This is a genomic window from Pseudophaeobacter sp. (genome assembly GCF_048267565.1).
GTDB classification, from domain to species: domain Bacteria; phylum Pseudomonadota; class Alphaproteobacteria; order Rhodobacterales; family Rhodobacteraceae; genus Pseudophaeobacter; species Pseudophaeobacter profundi.
This window is the reverse complement of sequence record NZ_JBLWXG010000013.1, coordinates 1-14,460: the sequence shown is the minus strand read 5'-3', so window position 1 is coordinate 14,460 and position 14,460 is coordinate 1. Positions and strand designations below refer to the sequence as shown.

General features: G+C 57.5%; 21 protein-coding genes and 1 pseudogene. 7 read left to right on the top strand and 15 right to left on the bottom strand.

All coding sequences use genetic code 11. The features are described 5' to 3' along the window. Positions 1 to 8: 8 nt before the first annotated feature. From ACN0VH_RS18835 to ACN0VH_RS18770, 14 genes are all read right to left on the bottom strand, one after another. On the bottom strand, positions 9 to 1,718 hold the full coding sequence (locus ACN0VH_RS18835) for a terminase large subunit (protein WP_417701929.1): 1,710 nt from the start codon (positions 1,716 to 1,718) through the stop codon (positions 9 to 11). Positions 1,719 to 1,767: 49 nt separating this feature from the next. Further along, positions 1,768 to 2,166, bottom strand: a complete 399-nt coding sequence (locus ACN0VH_RS18830; protein WP_417701927.1) for a hypothetical protein — start codon at positions 2,164 to 2,166, stop codon at positions 1,768 to 1,770. A gap of 143 nt (positions 2,167 to 2,309) precedes the next feature. Next, positions 2,310 to 2,585, bottom strand: a complete 276-nt coding sequence (locus ACN0VH_RS18825; protein ID WP_417701925.1) for an HNH endonuclease — start codon at positions 2,583 to 2,585, stop codon at positions 2,310 to 2,312. Between the two features lie 621 nt (positions 2,586 to 3,206). Then, the gene (locus ACN0VH_RS18820) at positions 3,207 to 3,782 is read right to left on the bottom strand and encodes a transcription termination/antitermination NusG family protein (protein ID WP_417701923.1); all 576 of its coding nucleotides are present in this window, start codon (positions 3,780 to 3,782) and stop codon (positions 3,207 to 3,209) included. 259 nt (positions 3,783 to 4,041) lie between these two features. Then, complete coding sequence (locus ACN0VH_RS18815) at positions 4,042 to 4,635, bottom strand: class I SAM-dependent methyltransferase (RefSeq protein WP_417701921.1); 594 nt, start codon at positions 4,633 to 4,635, stop codon at positions 4,042 to 4,044. Continuing rightward, positions 4,628 to 6,316 carry an SNF2-related protein gene (locus ACN0VH_RS18810; protein ID WP_417701919.1) on the bottom strand — a complete coding sequence of 563 codons (1,689 nt, stop codon included), beginning with the start codon at positions 6,314 to 6,316 and terminating at the stop codon, positions 4,628 to 4,630. The genes ACN0VH_RS18815 and ACN0VH_RS18810 overlap by 8 nt, the downstream gene beginning before the upstream one ends. Continuing rightward, positions 6,313 to 6,681, bottom strand: coding sequence for a hypothetical protein (locus ACN0VH_RS18805; RefSeq protein ID WP_417701917.1), 369 nt, complete (start codon positions 6,679 to 6,681; stop codon positions 6,313 to 6,315). The genes ACN0VH_RS18810 and ACN0VH_RS18805 overlap by 4 nt, the downstream gene beginning before the upstream one ends. 10 nt (positions 6,682 to 6,691) lie before the next feature. After that, on the bottom strand, positions 6,692 to 7,114 hold the full coding sequence (locus ACN0VH_RS18800; RefSeq protein WP_417701915.1) for a DUF1064 domain-containing protein: 423 nt from the start codon (positions 7,112 to 7,114) through the stop codon (positions 6,692 to 6,694). Continuing rightward, positions 7,114 to 7,380 (bottom strand): DUF2312 domain-containing protein, encoded by a 267-nt coding sequence (locus ACN0VH_RS18795; RefSeq protein ID WP_417701913.1) that lies wholly within the window; start codon positions 7,378 to 7,380, stop codon positions 7,114 to 7,116. Before ACN0VH_RS18795 ends, ACN0VH_RS18800 begins: the two co-directional genes overlap by 1 nt. Positions 7,381 to 7,647: 267 nt before the next feature. Beyond that, positions 7,648 to 8,232, bottom strand: a complete 585-nt coding sequence (locus ACN0VH_RS18790; RefSeq protein ID WP_417701912.1) for a MazG-like family protein — start codon at positions 8,230 to 8,232, stop codon at positions 7,648 to 7,650. Beyond that, on the bottom strand, positions 8,222 to 8,422 hold the full coding sequence (locus ACN0VH_RS18785) for a helix-turn-helix domain-containing protein (protein WP_417701910.1): 201 nt from the start codon (positions 8,420 to 8,422) through the stop codon (positions 8,222 to 8,224). Before ACN0VH_RS18785 ends, ACN0VH_RS18790 begins: the two co-directional genes overlap by 11 nt. 11 nt (positions 8,423 to 8,433) lie before the next feature. Then, complete coding sequence (gene ssb, locus ACN0VH_RS18780) at positions 8,434 to 8,916, bottom strand: single-stranded DNA-binding protein (protein ID WP_417701908.1); 483 nt, start codon at positions 8,914 to 8,916, stop codon at positions 8,434 to 8,436. Continuing rightward, entirely contained in the window at positions 8,913 to 9,209 is a 297-nt protein-coding gene (locus ACN0VH_RS18775) for a hypothetical protein (protein WP_417701906.1), read from the bottom strand. Before ACN0VH_RS18775 ends, ssb begins: the two co-directional genes overlap by 4 nt. Next, positions 9,206 to 10,114: a helix-turn-helix domain-containing protein gene (locus tag ACN0VH_RS18770; RefSeq protein ID WP_417701904.1), complete on the bottom strand. Its 909-nt coding sequence runs from the start codon at positions 10,112 to 10,114 to the stop codon at positions 9,206 to 9,208. Before ACN0VH_RS18770 ends, ACN0VH_RS18775 begins: the two co-directional genes overlap by 4 nt. Positions 10,115 to 10,192: 78 nt before the next feature. Between ACN0VH_RS18770 and ACN0VH_RS18765 the strand changes: the two genes are divergently transcribed. After that, positions 10,193 to 10,348, top strand: coding sequence for a hypothetical protein (locus tag ACN0VH_RS18765; RefSeq protein ID WP_417701902.1), 156 nt, complete (start codon positions 10,193 to 10,195; stop codon positions 10,346 to 10,348). A gap of 42 nt (positions 10,349 to 10,390) precedes the next feature. On the opposite strand, the gene ACN0VH_RS18760 is transcribed toward ACN0VH_RS18765, so the two are convergent. After that, positions 10,391 to 10,828: a hypothetical protein gene (locus ACN0VH_RS18760; RefSeq protein WP_417701900.1), complete on the bottom strand. Its 438-nt coding sequence runs from the start codon at positions 10,826 to 10,828 to the stop codon at positions 10,391 to 10,393. A 393-nt stretch (positions 10,829 to 11,221) separates the two neighbouring features. Between ACN0VH_RS18760 and ACN0VH_RS18755 the strand changes: the two genes are divergently transcribed. The 6 genes and pseudogenes from ACN0VH_RS18755 to ACN0VH_RS18730 form a co-directional block, all read left to right on the top strand. Continuing rightward, positions 11,222 to 11,491, top strand: coding sequence for a helix-turn-helix domain-containing protein (locus ACN0VH_RS18755; RefSeq protein ID WP_417701898.1), 270 nt, complete (start codon positions 11,222 to 11,224; stop codon positions 11,489 to 11,491). A gap of 601 nt (positions 11,492 to 12,092) precedes the next feature. Continuing rightward, the gene (locus ACN0VH_RS18750; RefSeq protein WP_417701896.1) at positions 12,093 to 12,659 is read left to right on the top strand and encodes a hypothetical protein; all 567 of its coding nucleotides are present in this window, start codon (positions 12,093 to 12,095) and stop codon (positions 12,657 to 12,659) included. Next, the gene (locus ACN0VH_RS18745) at positions 12,656 to 12,994 is read left to right on the top strand and encodes a hypothetical protein (protein ID WP_417701895.1); all 339 of its coding nucleotides are present in this window, start codon (positions 12,656 to 12,658) and stop codon (positions 12,992 to 12,994) included. The genes ACN0VH_RS18750 and ACN0VH_RS18745 overlap by 4 nt, the downstream gene beginning before the upstream one ends. 294 nt (positions 12,995 to 13,288) lie before the next feature. After that, positions 13,289 to 13,429, top strand: a complete 141-nt coding sequence (locus ACN0VH_RS18740) for a hypothetical protein (RefSeq protein ID WP_417701893.1) — start codon at positions 13,289 to 13,291, stop codon at positions 13,427 to 13,429. Between the two features lie 10 nt (positions 13,430 to 13,439). Continuing rightward, a complete protein-coding gene (locus tag ACN0VH_RS18735) occupies positions 13,440 to 14,213 on the top strand; it encodes a hypothetical protein (protein ID WP_417701891.1) in 774 nt (257 codons plus the stop codon). A 55-nt stretch (positions 14,214 to 14,268) separates the two neighbouring features. Continuing rightward, positions 14,269 to 14,460: pseudogene (locus ACN0VH_RS18730) on the top strand (hypothetical protein); the annotation flags it as partial.

Below are 14,460 nucleotides of genomic sequence, written 5' to 3'. Positions count from 1 at the left end.
CACCTTCCTCAAATTGTTAGAACGCCGCGCTCTTCATAGACACTCGGCCCGTCTTCTTTGACCTTAACGCCCTCAGAGGCGCCGGTGGCCATCGCCAGAGCAATCATGCCGTCCATCCGGCCTCGCTGGCGGGATTTGTCGAACATCTGATTGCCGATTGCATCCGTCTTGATAACCGTATTGGCCGCACAGTATTGCGTTAGCCGGTTGGTCTGAATGACGATTTCCTTGGTCAAAACCTTATCGGTGAGCCGGGTGATCGAATGCGGCATGCAGAGGTTGCGCTCCCCGAATGCTACCTTTGTGCCCTGCGAATGCCTGACAACTTTCAGACCATCGCCCTCAGGCTCTTCCGGCCCTTCATAGACCCATACTGCCAAGCCGACCTTTTCGCAGGCATCCCGGAATTTCTCCCAGAACGATGGGTCCACGGTCAGGCTGTCAACGTCATATTGCGCAACCATCTCAGCGATGCGCAGCGCCACGAACTCATAATCCACCACCGCCGACTGCGTGACCTTCAGCTCCCCTTTCGCCACATAGACTTTGTAGGGAATGCGGTCCAAAGCGGATCGCCGCTCCAGCCCGGCCGGAGTGGTCCAGTAATTGATCCTGGCAAGCAGCCGGTCATCTTGACCTTTCCAAACAGCACCAAGCGCCGTGAGGTCGTTTTTCTCCGACAGATCAAGGGAGAGGAAGCACTTCTTGCCCTCAAGATCCTCTTCTTTGATATCCTTGATGCAATCTCGCCAGGCGGCCTCATCGACCCAGAACCCACTGGAACCGACAGGGATGCCAAAATACAGGCGCGAGACTGTGAGGCGTTTGCCCTCATCGTTCTTGCCGCGATTGACGACGCCACGAACGTTTTCATAGTCGAAAGTAACGCCCAGGGCGGGCATCGCTTTGATCCAGCAGCTTTCATCTGCAAATGGATCGTCGTCATCATCCACCCTCGCGATATAGGCAAAGGCCTCGTCATCCTCAAAGATGCCCTCCAGAAGACGCTGGTAGTATTCCGATTGCTCGGTGCCGACGATCTGGTCAATCGCCGGAGTATTGGTACCCAGGATCATGAAAGCTGATCCGGATTTCTTGGCGACGCCCGCGGCCCAGAGTTCAATCGGCTTGTCCGTCATGAACTCATGAACCTCATCGGCAATCACGCAGTCGGGCCTCGGCCCCGACAGGCTGTCCGTGGTGGCCTTTGCCTCAAAGAACGAAGAGCTTTCCGTGAACTCGATCCGCCAAGCATTTTCGCCTTTCCCGGAAATGAAAACATCCCCCCTTTCTTCTAGGCTTTCGCCCAGATCGGGAATGTCCGCCCTGCAGAGCGCCGCGCCATCTTTGAACGGGATCTTTGCCTGATCCAGCTTTGAAGCGATGGCGTAACACTGCGCCCGCTGGATCCCCAGAAATCCACAAACATAGATGGAAATGCCGCCCATAAGCGGTGATTTGGCTTGCCCCTTGCCTGTCTCCAGCCAGAGATTGCGGAACCGAAGGCGCCCAGCCTTGTGCCAGCCAAACAGCGACCCAACCACGAAGGTATGCCAATCCAACAAATCAAAGGGCTCACCCGCCTTCGGCCCATCCGTGATGGTGAACATGGCTGGAAAGAACTCTATCGCCTCCTGGGCTGCCTCTGCATCGAAATAGATACCGCGCGCGGCACCGGAATCCAGATCTGCAAAATGGCGTTCACATGCCAGGCGCACGTACTTTCCCGCAATGATCTCCCCATCTAGGACCCGGCGCGCATACTCGCTAGTTGGGTCCAAGCCTGCCAAGATACTTGCTCGCTTTTGTTTTCTTCTCGGTCTTTCCGATCGGAGCGGCCACCCGATCAACGGTCAATCTCAGGGCCTCTTCCAACTTCAGAATCTGGTCCTTGGTTCTCTGTAGGGCAGACCAATGCAAATTGACAAATTCCCCACCCTTCGGGCCTTTGTTCACATGCCCTGCCTTGATGGCGATGGGGAACAGAAACTCGTATTCAACCCGCTCGCGCACCAGTCGATCCACGATCCGTTTGCGCTGATCTGTCATCAAATCACGCTTTTCCAGGTCAAAACAGAGCGCTTTCCACTCCCTTTCAGCGACCTTTGAGCGCTCACCACCATCCTCTAAGTCACTGTAAATATTCTTGTAGACGGGCTTTTTCATCTTCCTAAAAGTGGCTGACCCCCACCCCCCTTTGAAATTTGGTCTCTGTGAGAATGATCCTCAGCAGCGGGTGAACAGGCCCGGCGGATGTGGCACTTTTGCCACCCCCTCCCCTTGAGCGCGTCGGCCAAGCTGAGGCGGTTCTAGGCGATTGGAATGATGGTTGCGCCATCCAGCCCGACAAAGCGGCACCTGGCCTTCTCCGAGGCAATCCAGTCCGCACCACGGTAAGTCCATTGACGCATGCCGCGCGCCTTGTCCTCAATGCGTCGGCATTCTCGGTCGTGGCAGTCACGGCACAGCGCCCATAGGTTCTCTGGATCATAGGCGAGATCCGGGCGCAGGTCATATGGCCTCTTGTGGTCGATCACAGCTGCGGCCTTGTGGCGCCTACCTGGGCGCAGCAGGGCGCCGCACATCTGGCAGGTCCACAAGTCTCGCTGGAGAATTACTGGGCGCAGCTTGCGCCACTCTGTGGTTTCGTGGACTGAGGCCATGCTTGCCTAACCTAGCCTATACAACCTATTGATGATCACCATAGAAAATGGAGATCATTGAATGAAACGATTTATACTATTGGCATTAGCGCTGCATGGATGCACAGAATTTGTGGTCGATGACGAAGTTTCGTCCCTTGGGGGAAAACCTGCCACTGCGACATATAGTGGTGAAGCGACTGATGGTGGCGCGTTCTCTGTCGTAACTCTATCAAATTCCTCGGTGACTTGCACAATGCGATGGCGGATCCACAACAACATGGGCAACGATGCGTTTCTAGTGTCATGCAACGATGGAAGGCATGGCTCCGGGGTCGCGACCCGCTCGAAGCCGTACTATTGGACTGATGTTTCTTTCCGCCTAAACGATGGAACGGTGGGTAAGACCCGTGTTGGGTTAGAGTAGGCGAGTGCTGGGAGGCTGGAATTGCTTACGCAGTTGCACTGGCTGCACCTTTGGTCAGGCTCGGGCCGGGCTGCGGTTGGGCTTATCTACGCAACAAGGCGCTACTCACCACACCGCAACTCATACCAGATGAAGTGTCAGGACGCAATATCCTGTAGGCGGGCAAGGTTGTTCGTAGATACTTCAGCCTCACGTTCACCGAACAACGGCACCAGGACCTTGGCGATGCCGCCATTGACCTCTGACACATCCACGACCCAGCCAGCCATGACGCCGCTATCATCCTTGATGCGGGCCTTGATACCGGGCACGATGGCGGATGCGGCGGCGCGCTCTGCATAGATCTTCTGGATGGTCTTAGGCAGCTGCTTCATAGCGCGCATTTGGCCCTCTGGCACGGGTAGCGGCCTGCCCTCATGGCCTACCACGCCCAGAACCTTGCCATTGGACTGTTGGCGCAGCACGTCCCAAGCGATCTGGTGATCTACGCAGACAAAGACATAGCCGGGGGCGATCTTCTTCTTGTAGGGGACCTTACGCCGATGGCCGCGCGACTGGTTGCGCCAAGCCTTTTCTGTCGGCAACCATGCATCAAGCACGCCGGGCTCGCCCTTCAGCCACTCTTGCACAACGAACTCCTGCAGCACGGCCACCTTCAGCACATACCAGCGCGGGCGCACCTCGCCCGCCTCGTCTGTAAGGGTGTCGCCCATGAGAGCCCGGTGACCTTGTGGTGTCACTCTCTGCCCGATTTTGTATGCCATTGCTGCCTCGTTCATCTTTTCCATGTGTCCTTGATCTGGATGCCTTTTGCCCGCTCTGCCGGGCCTGTGTGCCGTTTGGGGCAAGCTTGAATATCGTGATCGTGTTTGCCGCAGTATGTGCACCGCAACAGATGACGAGCAGCAGAACCTCCCCATGTTTTCGGGCAGGTTTCGATGGTATGAAGGCCAGAGCCGCAATAACTGCACCTCATGCCAGAGCCTCACTCACTGCCGGTTCAAAGATGGGAGAAGTTGTTGCTCTGGGCATGTTCTGATCGAATAAATACCAGCACACGTCATCCTTGCCCGCCATCTTGGTGCCGGGTATCCAGATCAGCCGGCCAACGCTGACAATCTTGTGGCAGTGCTCCAGCAGCTGAGGTGCGGTCTTCACGCCATGCTTGCGGGCAACCATCTCCTGCTCGGTGTGCATCCACGCCGCATCAAAGAGCAGCCAGGTTGGCCGGATCTTGGAAAAGTGGTCGATCATGGCATGCATCAATGGGCGCGACCAAACCGGATTGGTGATGATCATCTCCGCACCGGTGGCGTCCACATCATCGGCAGAGGCCAGCAAGGCATCCATGCGATAGATCCACTCCGCCCGGGGTTTGATATCGGTTGCCGCAACACAGCTGTGCCCCTCAGCCCCCAGCGCCCGCACCAGACGGCCCTCGCCAGCGCAGGGTTCCCAATACCGCACGGGCCGCTTCAACTGCCGCAGGAGGGGCGGAAACGCGCGCTGGTCGATGGTGTCATAGGCATCCTTGCCGATGCGTTTGAAATTTGATCGTCTACCCATGCTCAGACGCCTCCAGAACGGCCTTGGCCAGTTTGCGCATGCGGGTATCATCCAGTGGCGTGGCGCTCTCCAGCTCAGCAAAGGGATTGAGGATCCCATGCGACTGGGAGGCCTTCAGGCCAAGGGTGGACATGATCACCGGATCAGAGCCGCCATCGACATGCAGGAAATGCGCTGTCACGGGCCGCAGCTGTCCACGGCGGCGCAGGCGCCCGGTAAATTGCGTGTGGACCTGCGGTGACCAATCCAGTTCACCATAGACCGCATGAGCCGCCACATGCTGCAACCCGTCCAGCCCGGCCCCAGAGCGCAGGGACATGATCATTAGCAAGGACTGGCCAGCCATGAAGGCCTCTTTGGCCTTGCGCTTCTGTGCTTGGCTTTCGGAGCCAGTGTACATCACGGGATTCAGGTCGCCCAGCGCGTCCAGCCAAATCTCATAGACCATGCGATGCCAGCCGGCCAGTAGCACAGGCTCGCCCGCCTCAACCAAAGTACGGACGTAGGCGGCCACGGCGCGGGCCTTGGCTATGCCAGTCTCCTGGCGCATCATCACGTCCAGCTCCCGGGCAGCCGCGCCCCTCTCGAAGAACCCACCGGACAGGACGCGCTGGGCAAGGCGCTTTTGCAGCTCTCTATCTGTCTCAACGTCCCCTTCGTTCCATCCAACCTGCATGACCACCTTCTCAAGGGGCGGCAGTGTCTTTGCGACCTCTGGATCCTCATTGGTCCGGCGCAGGGCCAACCCCTCATCGATCAGGAAGGCGCCCAGCGCTGCAGGGTCTTTCACCACCCAGTGATTGCCGTGTTGGGTACACCAATTGATCTGAAACTCCATCCATGTGCCCAGCGCACCAGGTGCAATGAATTCGACCACGTTCCAAATCTCGGAGCCATAGTTGTAGATGGGCGTTGCTGTCAGGCCGATCCGGTACAGGGCAGCGTCACAGAAGGCTTGAGCGCCTAGGCCCTTGGCCGTCCCTGTTCCATACTCTCTGCCTGTCCCGTGACGTAGCTCTTGGATCTCATCAAAACAGACGGTCTTGATCCCGAGGGTTTTGGCATAGTCCGACCAAGCGGCGATATTGGAATAGCGAAAAACGTAGATGTCAGCGCTGGGCAGATCACGCACCTTGCGGTCTTTCACCTCATGGGCGGTCAGATGGGTGAAGCGCTGGATATACTCGACCACCCATTGGCTCGACAGATGCGGCTGGACCACCACGGCAGCCGGCAATCCCCAGCCGTCGGCGACAGAGGCAAGAAACGAGACCGTCTTGCCAAGACCCACGTCATCCAGCAACAACAGGCGCCCGGTACTGCGCAGCATCTCAGCAGCGCGCAACTGGTAGGACTCTGCCTCTTCTGGCTCCTTAAATCCCGGATTGACGCTGGGGGTGTATTCTGGACGCTTCAGCTCTTCTACTCGGGCGTGATTGGCGGCATGGATGTGGAGCTGTTCACCAAGGCGGGCCTGGGCGCGCTCTGTCAGCTCCAGCGGATATCGCTGCATAAACCAATCCAGATCCACTGCCAGGTCTGGCCGGTCGCGCAGACTGAAGGGCGGGGTGGCTCCAAACTGGATACCCTTGAACACCCCCTTGAAGCGGATCGACACATGGGGCTTGAGATTTGAAACGGTCCAGGTGTCGCCGCTATAGTCTACAGCGCCATAGGTCATAGCCAGCCCCTTGTAAGGGACGCCACGACCAGCGGCTTGCCGTGCAGTTCGCTGATATCACCCGGCCAAGCAGCAGCGGTGGCCAATACGATGGCCTTGACCTCATCATGCTCGGCATAGCGCTCCAGCTGCTTCAGGATCTCACGACGGTTTTGGCGAGACTTCACTTTGACCTCTACAGCCACACTGCCTGCCATCAGATCCACCCGGTCTCGCGCGCATAGGCGAACCTCTCGCAGGACTTCAGGCAGAGCCTTGCTCAGGGCGAGGTGGATGTCATCTTGTGCCATCGCCTCATTGGTGACGTTGATCCGGGTGCCGTGGATCAACGAGGCCACACGGGTCGCCTGATCGGCTGGAGACACGGTTCTCACCTCAATGCCCCTTTGCCTTGGTGATCAGGATCTCTACCCCCTGAGCTGCCAAGATCGCTTTCTTGATCTTGAACACATCCGTTTCATGGCCCTTTCGATCCTCAATCACAGTGATGCCCAGCGCGTTATCGACGTAGACGAAATCCGCCTTGTAGACCCGCTGTTGTTCGCCGCCATCCGTCATGATTGGACCATCACGCCCGATCAGCCCGATATCCACCTGACGGCGCAGGCCACAGATTTCCCCTGCCCTCTGGAGCAACTTGAGCTCTTCCCAGCGCTGAGCCTCGGTCTTGCTGTCATGGGTGATGCCGTCAGCGGTGATAGTGCGCTGGGCACCACGCACCCTGCGGCGATCCTCTTTGCCCTTCCCTTTGGGAGCATGGGCATCCTTGTACTCTTCGGCTGTCAGGCGCTCTGTCATCAGCCCATGCCCAGCGCTTCTTTGTACATCTCGAGCACCGCCTCTTCCTCGGAGATATCGTCTTGGTCGCGCTTGCGCAGGGCGATCACCTTGCGGATCACCTTTGTGTCGTAGCCGCGGGCTTTGGCCTCGGCCATGACTTCTTTCTGCTGTTCCGCGATATCCTTCTTCTCAGCGTCCAGGCGCTCGAAGCGTTCAATGAACTGGCGCAACTCACCGGCTGTCACACGGTAGTTCTCGCTCTTTTCGTCTTCTTGCATGTCCATGGGGTAGATCCTTTGCTGGTTTCCATCGCTACCCCCTCGGATGACGGGGCAGAAAGAGAGGTCAGATTGGCTATTTTTGAACGCCACCACGCCCTCTCTTTAGGGGGTGATCGGCACGTACCATGGCTAGGGCGGCAGCAAGCCGAGTGCGAGTAGCGCCGGTATAGTGCTTGCGATACAGGACGTTCTCCAGAATGAACTCAGCGTCCAGCTCGTCCTGCCTGGTGACGCTGTGCGCCCTGGCGCGGATCTCTTTGGCCACTTTGCTCATACCGCAGCACTCCGCAAAGAGGCCGCACCGGCGGTTTCGAACCGCGTGGTGAGACCATATTTCACGGAGGTGGCATTGAACTTGGCAGCGACGGCCTGCCCCAGATCCACGCCCAGCGCCAGGGCGATGCAGGTCACCCAAAAGATCGAACGCTGCAGGTTCTCGAAGATCGTATGAGCCTCCTCCAGGCTGTCGCCTTCGCCGCTCTGAGCCATGAGGAACATGACCACGGAGTCGGATAGGTCGCCCACCACTGCGTCCAGATTCAATGCCTGCTCCAACAGCGGCGAACGCGAGGTAAAGTTTCGGGAACCCTGCCCCAAATCGACCCCCACTTTGATCGCCAGCAGGTCCAATGAAATCACGGTATCACCCATTTCATCGGCCACATCCTGCAGAGACAGCGTAGAACCTGCGATGCCGCGCTGAGCCCGGGCAACCTTTTTGATGGCGCCCATCAGCTCACCAGCCTCGTCAGCAACCTCTAAGGCGCGAAAGGCAAGGTCCGCATGCTCATTGCCTGGCCACTCTGCCTGACGGGCGATATTGGCAATGCGCAGCTGTTTGAAATCAATCTGCATGCTCTAATCCCCTTGCCTCTTCTCGTTTTTCAATGGCCGCGCCATCGCGGTTTTCCTTGATCAGCCGCTGGAAGGAGCCGCGAGTGCATCCCATGTATCGCGCGACCTCTGCCTGGGGCTGACCATTGGCCAGCAGATCTAGGACCATCAGGTCGCGCTCATCGCGCTGGTGTTCGGTCAGTTCCTGCATGTTGCCCTCTCTCAAAATGGGATTTCGTCATCGTCAATATTGTGGCCGGAGCCGCTCCCCCCTTGGGGGCTCCTGTCATAGCCGCCACCCGAGGACTGGTTATGGTCGGAGCCACCACCCTGCCCGGCGCCGTCGCGACTGTTGCGGCCATCCAGCATGGTGAGTGTGCTGCCAAAGCCCTGCAGCACCACCTCAGTGGAGTAGCGGTCATTGCCACCCTGATCCTGCCACTTGCGGGTTTGCAGCTTGCCCTCGATGTAGACCTTGGCGCCTTTGCGAAGGTACTGCTCAGCCACCCGGATCAGTCCATCATTGAAGATTGCCACCGAATGCCACTCGGTGCGCTCGCGGCGCTCGCCAGTGTCGCGGTCTTTCCAGCTTTCCGAGGTGGCAATGCGCAGATTGCAAACCTTGCTGCCATTCTGGAATGTGCGGGTTTCCGGATCTCTGCCCAGGTTTCCGATCATGATTACTTTATTGACGCTGGCGTTCATTTGCGGCCCTTCCCCTGCTGTGCTTTGATCTGTTCCCCGGCAAATTTCAGCGCACGGGCGATGTCGGCGGCGTGTGGATGTTTGGCAGCGACCCTCTTGGCCAGACCGATCTGGACCCCATAGGCACCACGGATCTCATCCAGAGAGTTAAGGCGCATCTTTCGCGGCACTGTGGTGACCCCTGCCCTTTGCGGTGCGATAACCACGCAGTCGCCCAGCGCGAGGTCAACGGTGACCACCACTTGGCCGAAGCGAGTACCGTGCAGATCGGGGTTTTCGTGTAGTGAGCTCATACGCTGATCCCCGCTGCATGGCATTGGTCAGAGGTCACCAGCCCTGCAGTAACGCACTCGCGCGCCGCATGGGCCGAGATGTGGCGACAGACGAACGGCTTGGCCTCAAGGATGTTCTGCGCTCTGGCCGCTAGGATTTGCTCCTGCGTCGCCTTTGGCGCAGCGGTGGGCACATGCCGCTTCCAGCTGCCATCAGCATAGAAATTCTGGCTGTACTTGATCCGGGAAGCATCATGGCCAGCGACCCGGGCGCGATAGGACTCGGTGGCGGCAAGGATATCCCCTGGGCGCTCGCCCGCCTCGATCAGGGCCTCCACGGCCGCTTCGGTCTCTGACCAGCTGTCGGGGCGTGGTGAGGCCCGCCACACGCGATCAAAAAAAGACCCAAAATCGAAATCTTGATGCGCGGCGGAAGCAGCGCAAGGTTCTCTTACTGGTTCTCTTACAAAGGTTAGTGTCTCATTTTGACACACGGTTTCGGCGTTTTTTGAGACACGGGCTTGGCCATTATTGAGACACGGAGCCGAGTCGCAATTTGAGACATGGACGCCATCTTTGTTCTCCCTTCTCCCCCGCTTGCCCCGTGTCTCGTTTTGCGACACGGCATTTTCGACATATGGGGGATTGTCGAAGTTCAGCCCCAAAATGTAGAAAGTGGATAATGGCTTGCCTGTCTTAGGATTCACCCTTGGAATGCGGCGGATCAATTCAAGATCTTCCAGGGCCTCAAGGTGCCGGTTCACAGTGGCACGGGACATGTTGCAATCCCCTGCCAGCTTAGCCTGATCTGGGTCACAGCGAAGGGTGTCTTTGTTGAGCCTATCTGCCAGTTGGATAAGCACGATCCATGGCGCGGGCTTGAGGTGGCGCTGGTCCAAAGCCCAGCTAACAGCTTTATGGCTCATACTCGGCCCCCCTGACCAAAGCGCAAAACTCCAGTTCGATAGGCGAATTGAAAAATACAATCATAAAGGATTACATTCATGTTCTGGGTGATTTGGATCGGCTTCGCCGTTGTGACGGCAATTGCCGCAAGTTCGCGGGGGCGCAGCTTTGTTGGCTGGCTCATTATTGGCGCCATTACTGGAATTTTTGGCCTTATCGCCGTTCTGGTAATGAAGGACGAAAGCCAAACGTAAGACTGTCCGCGCATGAAGGCTGGCCGCACTCTGGGGGCTGCCTCATGCATCTGCTGAGCCCTGCACCAGCTTCACACGGCTCAGCAGATCTTGCAGCGCTGCCATACCTTCTGGGCCTTCTTTGAGAAGCTGTTCAAAATCGCCAGTTGCGACTCCGTGAAGGACCGCAGCCGGCACTTCGCCGATCTCGCGCAGCGCCGCCTCTGCAACTATCTGCAAATCATTCTTGGCGCAGGCATCCTGGCGCCGGGCGTCCAGGTGGGCGCGGATCGGATATTCCCCCACCACATCCTCAAGGATAAAGCTAAGCTCCCAATCAAAGCGCATATCGCCGCTCTTGATTTTGGTCAGGGTGCCTTCTGACATATTGCGGCCAGTCATCTCTTTGATGACCATCACCACAGCGGCACCGCCGCCTGCTTTCTTTACGAGGCTGGCAAAGGTTTGGCGCAAGGCGGGTGTTTCGTAGCTCTCATGCATGGAAAGGCCATTTCCTTGGTGTTTTTCTGGCCCTCCCCCATGTTGACCGCATGGAGAAGGAAATTTGCATAGGAAGGGGGCTAAACTGCGTCAGCAGGCCCCGTGAGAGTTGAGGAGCGCTTGAAGGAAAACAGATCGGTAGGGCAATCGACGCCCAGCCGGTCGCATTCCCCCTTGATTGCCTCGTACCAACTTGAGGGGAACACGCCGTCTCGCCGAGCGGCCCGAATGGAGTATTCAGACACCTGGCAAGATCTCTTGATGTAGGCTGCGCCGGTTTCAGAAATGATGTCGTTAACTGTTTGCATGCGCGCAAAATGACAAATTATTTGTCATGACGCAAGACAAACCAATCTTGTTGAGACAAATTTCTTGTCAGTGCCATATAGAGCAATGGAAAAACCTTACGCCGACATAGCCTCCCGCCTCCGCTGGCACCGCGAACGCATGGGGCTCACTCAAAGCCAATACGCCGAAAAGGCGGGTCTCAAGCGAGCCCAGCTGAACAACTGGGAGAGTGGCGATTATCAGGTTGGCCTGGCTGGCGCTCGGGCGCTACGAAAGACGTATGGGCTTTCGTTGGATTTCATATACGAAGGCGATGAACAGGCATTGGACATGACTTTACGGAAAGAGCTACTGGATAACCCGATAGACAACTGATCCAAAAAGTCGATGGTCATCCCAGTCTCATTTGCTGTCGCCCTTAAAATTTCAATACGTTCCAAATCAGTCAAGTTTTCCCCCATGGTTTTAAATTTGGCAGCGCCACCAATCCGCTGTGGCCAGGCTATCCGCCTATGGCGGCATGGGGTGTGCGGAGCTCTACAAGGCTGGGGGCCGAGGCTCATCTACACGTTGCAGTCTATTGATAGGAACAAAAAGAGAACAAATCAAGCCGCAAGATGTAGTGCGATCCTGGAGAGCAAAGCGCTCTGCCATCGCATCACGGGTGCTACATGTTGTGAAATCGGCCAAGAATCGCCCGATCTGTAGCCCAACGAGCTTTCACCCGCCCAACCCCGCTTCGGCGGGGTTTTTCTTTGCGCGCGGGGGCGCGCTGACAGGTCCAAAATTAGTGCTTCCGGTTTTCGCAGATAAGGAAATGACAATTTTTTTGTCACTTATCGCTTGATTTGACAATTTTCTTGTCATACTTTCATTCACATCAGCCCACACCGGGCGCCCCGCCGAAGAGGCAAGGAACCATAAAGCCGACGCGCTAAATGGTCGCCAATCGCGGGGAAAATGAGGGAGATCCGCCATGAATGCCTTTACCAAGCCAATGCCGGTCGCGGCTGCAGACCTATCCACACGGGGAACAGATGCCACCCTGGCCGCCCGTGCCGCCGCTGGCATTCTCGAATGGCTGGAACTCACCACACCCAACCAAGCCGCCGATCTGGCAGTCTCTAGCTTTGATGCGACGATCAGCGAAGGCGGTGGTGTGGCGCACATCCACCTCTGTGGCGTATCTGCAATCGGCGATGATCTTGGCGCGGCCCTGCGCCTCTGGTGCAACCAGGTTCTTCGCAATCTGGACAGCTTGGGCGGCACAGATCCGCTGATCACCTTCCTGCAGGCCTTCCATGGCGGCGCGCGTGACCGATTTCACGCCATCACCCTGGCCACAGCCAAGGCTGGCGCGGGCTCATGGGTGGACCCAACCTACACCGCCCAGCGCGTGACCTCTCATTTCTTTGAAATTGAGATGTTCGGCATCTTGGGACGCGGCGAAAGCCCGACAGCGGCCACCGACAGCTGGCACATGGCAGCCATGGCCGATCTCCCAACGCGCCATCAGGCAATCCGTCAGGAGTTTGCAGCATGAGCGTGTCGAGTAATCTTGTCGAGACTCCAGAAGATCTGGAGGTCAAACGCAAAGCCTGGGTATGGAACAAGCGCGAACTGCTGAACTTCGTCACCCAGTATGCCGAGGCAGCTGACCCCGTCGCCATATCGGTTCCAACCTCCGAGCAGAATGCGATTGTAGCGGATGCCGAGAAGGCCAAATTCCCAATTACCCTTGTACGCAAGCTGGGCAAGCTGCAATTCCAGATCAACGCCGCCGACGATAGCGATCTTCTGGCGGAGTTGAATGACAAATTCACCACCGCTCTGCGTGGCTATGCTGAGAAGCTTGGCCTTGGGCAGGCCTTCTCATGAACACTACAGGAACTCCCCCCACCCGCACCGATGCGGGCACCTTCCCCGGCGGCCAAGGCGCTGCCGGGAATTTTTCCACCACTCACGGCCAAGGTGAAGGGGGTTTAGCCGCGGCGCGCGCTGTTCTTGCGCAGGTATCAAATTGCGATGACCGCCAGATTGCGCGCGCCTGCCGGGTCGTTCTGCAGAGCGAAATTGCAGAGTCACAGGAGCGCACCGACGCGCAGGCCTTATTACCTCGGCTATCTCCATTGGCGCGCGCAATCGTTTCACCAGAAACGGAAAGAGCCTGCCATGCGTAGATCCGACCTGCCCCGCTTTGCTGGCCTGCGCAATGGCGACCTGATGCGCCCAACGCGCCCTGCCCATTGCCGCTCACTAGTTGCCATCGCTTCGATGATTGTCAGCGTCACCCTGCTGATCACCCTTGCCTAAGGATTTACCCATGAAAGACTCCTCCGAAACCCCGACCACCGACATTGCCCTCTTGGCCAGCCAGGCGCTGCAGGCAGCAACCGCACCAGAGCGTGTCAAAGAGATTGTTGAAAAGCAGGTCTCAGAAACGGTTTCCAGCGCCATTCGCGATGCAACGCGCAGCTATTCGCGCTTCGCGAAGGATCTCGAAAAGAAGATCGAAGACGCTCTGTCGATCAACAATTTGGATCTGCCAAGCTACAACACCATTGTCTGCGCCATGGTGCAAAAACAAGTAGAGGCCGTTACATCCGAACTGATTGCAGGTCGCCTGAAAAGCGACGTGGCCGAAATGCTGAAAGTCGCCCCTAAGACAATCAAGCTCTCCCAGATTGTCGAGGAAATGCGCAAACCCCATGAGGAAAATGGGGGCTATGGCGAAGTTGTGACCTGTATCATCGAGGGGATCGACCACGAAGATAGCAATTTCTGGGGGCCACGGTGGAAGGTCTATCTCGACGACTCCGACCACTATGAATGGAAAGATAAGGACAACTGCAATGTGGCCTTGGAGATCCACCACGGCGTCAAGGATGATCGCAACCAGGCAAACCACGAAATCAACACGGGCACGATTTCCCAAATCCAAGAATGGAGCGGCGTTGTCACCAGCAAGGGTGGCAAGGCGGGCTTTACCATGAAGCGCCCCTATGGCCTCGCCCAGCGCCTCCTGGCCATGTACGCATCTGAGACCGTGATTGAGGTGGATGAGGACGAAATCTGCACCTCAGTTGGTGACTACTGATCTCTTTGCCTGCCCCTGGAACTCCGGGGGCAGTGATGGAGATCAGGAGAGCAAAATGGCCAAAGTTCTAATCGGATGCGAGACCAGCGGCGTCGTGAGAGAGGCATTTCTCGCCCTTGGGCACGATGCCTGGTCTTGCGACCTGCTCCCATCTGACACGCCCACCAACCGCCACATTCAGGGCGACATTCTCGACGTGATGCAGGGGGATTGGGATCTAATGGCCGTTATGCACCCGCCTTGCACC

Bases quoted from the DNA above. Each gene is read 5' to 3' on its own strand.
- ACN0VH_RS18830 (WP_417701927.1), bottom strand. From the start codon at position 2,166: ATGAAAAAGCCCGTCTACAAGAATATTTACAGTGACTTAGAGGATGGT.
- ACN0VH_RS18825 (WP_417701925.1), bottom strand. From the start codon at position 2,585: ATGTGCGGCGCCCTGCTGCGCCCAGGTAGGCGCCACAAGGCCGCAGCT.
- ACN0VH_RS18820 (WP_417701923.1), bottom strand. From the start codon at position 3,782: ATGGGCGACACCCTTACAGACGAGGCGGGCGAGGTGCGCCCGCGCTGG.
- ACN0VH_RS18815 (WP_417701921.1), bottom strand. From the start codon at position 4,635: ATGGGTAGACGATCAAATTTCAAACGCATCGGCAAGGATGCCTATGAC.
- ACN0VH_RS18810 (WP_417701919.1), bottom strand. From the start codon at position 6,316: ATGACCTATGGCGCTGTAGACTATAGCGGCGACACCTGGACCGTTTCA.
- ACN0VH_RS18800 (WP_417701915.1), bottom strand. From the start codon at position 7,114: ATGACAGAGCGCCTGACAGCCGAAGAGTACAAGGATGCCCATGCTCCC.
- ACN0VH_RS18795 (WP_417701913.1), bottom strand. From the start codon at position 7,380: ATGGACATGCAAGAAGACGAAAAGAGCGAGAACTACCGTGTGACAGCC.
- ACN0VH_RS18790 (WP_417701912.1), bottom strand. From the start codon at position 8,232: ATGCAGATTGATTTCAAACAGCTGCGCATTGCCAATATCGCCCGTCAG.
- ACN0VH_RS18785 (WP_417701910.1), bottom strand. From the start codon at position 8,422: ATGCAGGAACTGACCGAACACCAGCGCGATGAGCGCGACCTGATGGTC.
- ssb (WP_417701908.1), bottom strand. From the start codon at position 8,916: ATGAACGCCAGCGTCAATAAAGTAATCATGATCGGAAACCTGGGCAGA.
- ACN0VH_RS18775 (WP_417701906.1), bottom strand. From the start codon at position 9,209: ATGAGCTCACTACACGAAAACCCCGATCTGCACGGTACTCGCTTCGGC.
- ACN0VH_RS18770 (WP_417701904.1), bottom strand. From the start codon at position 10,114: ATGAGCCATAAAGCTGTTAGCTGGGCTTTGGACCAGCGCCACCTCAAG.
- ACN0VH_RS18765 (WP_417701902.1), top strand. From the start codon at position 10,193: ATGTTCTGGGTGATTTGGATCGGCTTCGCCGTTGTGACGGCAATTGCC.
- ACN0VH_RS18760 (WP_417701900.1), bottom strand. From the start codon at position 10,828: ATGCATGAGAGCTACGAAACACCCGCCTTGCGCCAAACCTTTGCCAGC.
- ACN0VH_RS18755 (WP_417701898.1), top strand. From the start codon at position 11,222: ATGGAAAAACCTTACGCCGACATAGCCTCCCGCCTCCGCTGGCACCGC.
- ACN0VH_RS18750 (WP_417701896.1), top strand. From the start codon at position 12,093: ATGAATGCCTTTACCAAGCCAATGCCGGTCGCGGCTGCAGACCTATCC.
- ACN0VH_RS18745 (WP_417701895.1), top strand. From the start codon at position 12,656: ATGAGCGTGTCGAGTAATCTTGTCGAGACTCCAGAAGATCTGGAGGTC.
- ACN0VH_RS18740 (WP_417701893.1), top strand. From the start codon at position 13,289: ATGCGTAGATCCGACCTGCCCCGCTTTGCTGGCCTGCGCAATGGCGAC.
- ACN0VH_RS18735 (WP_417701891.1), top strand. From the start codon at position 13,440: ATGAAAGACTCCTCCGAAACCCCGACCACCGACATTGCCCTCTTGGCC.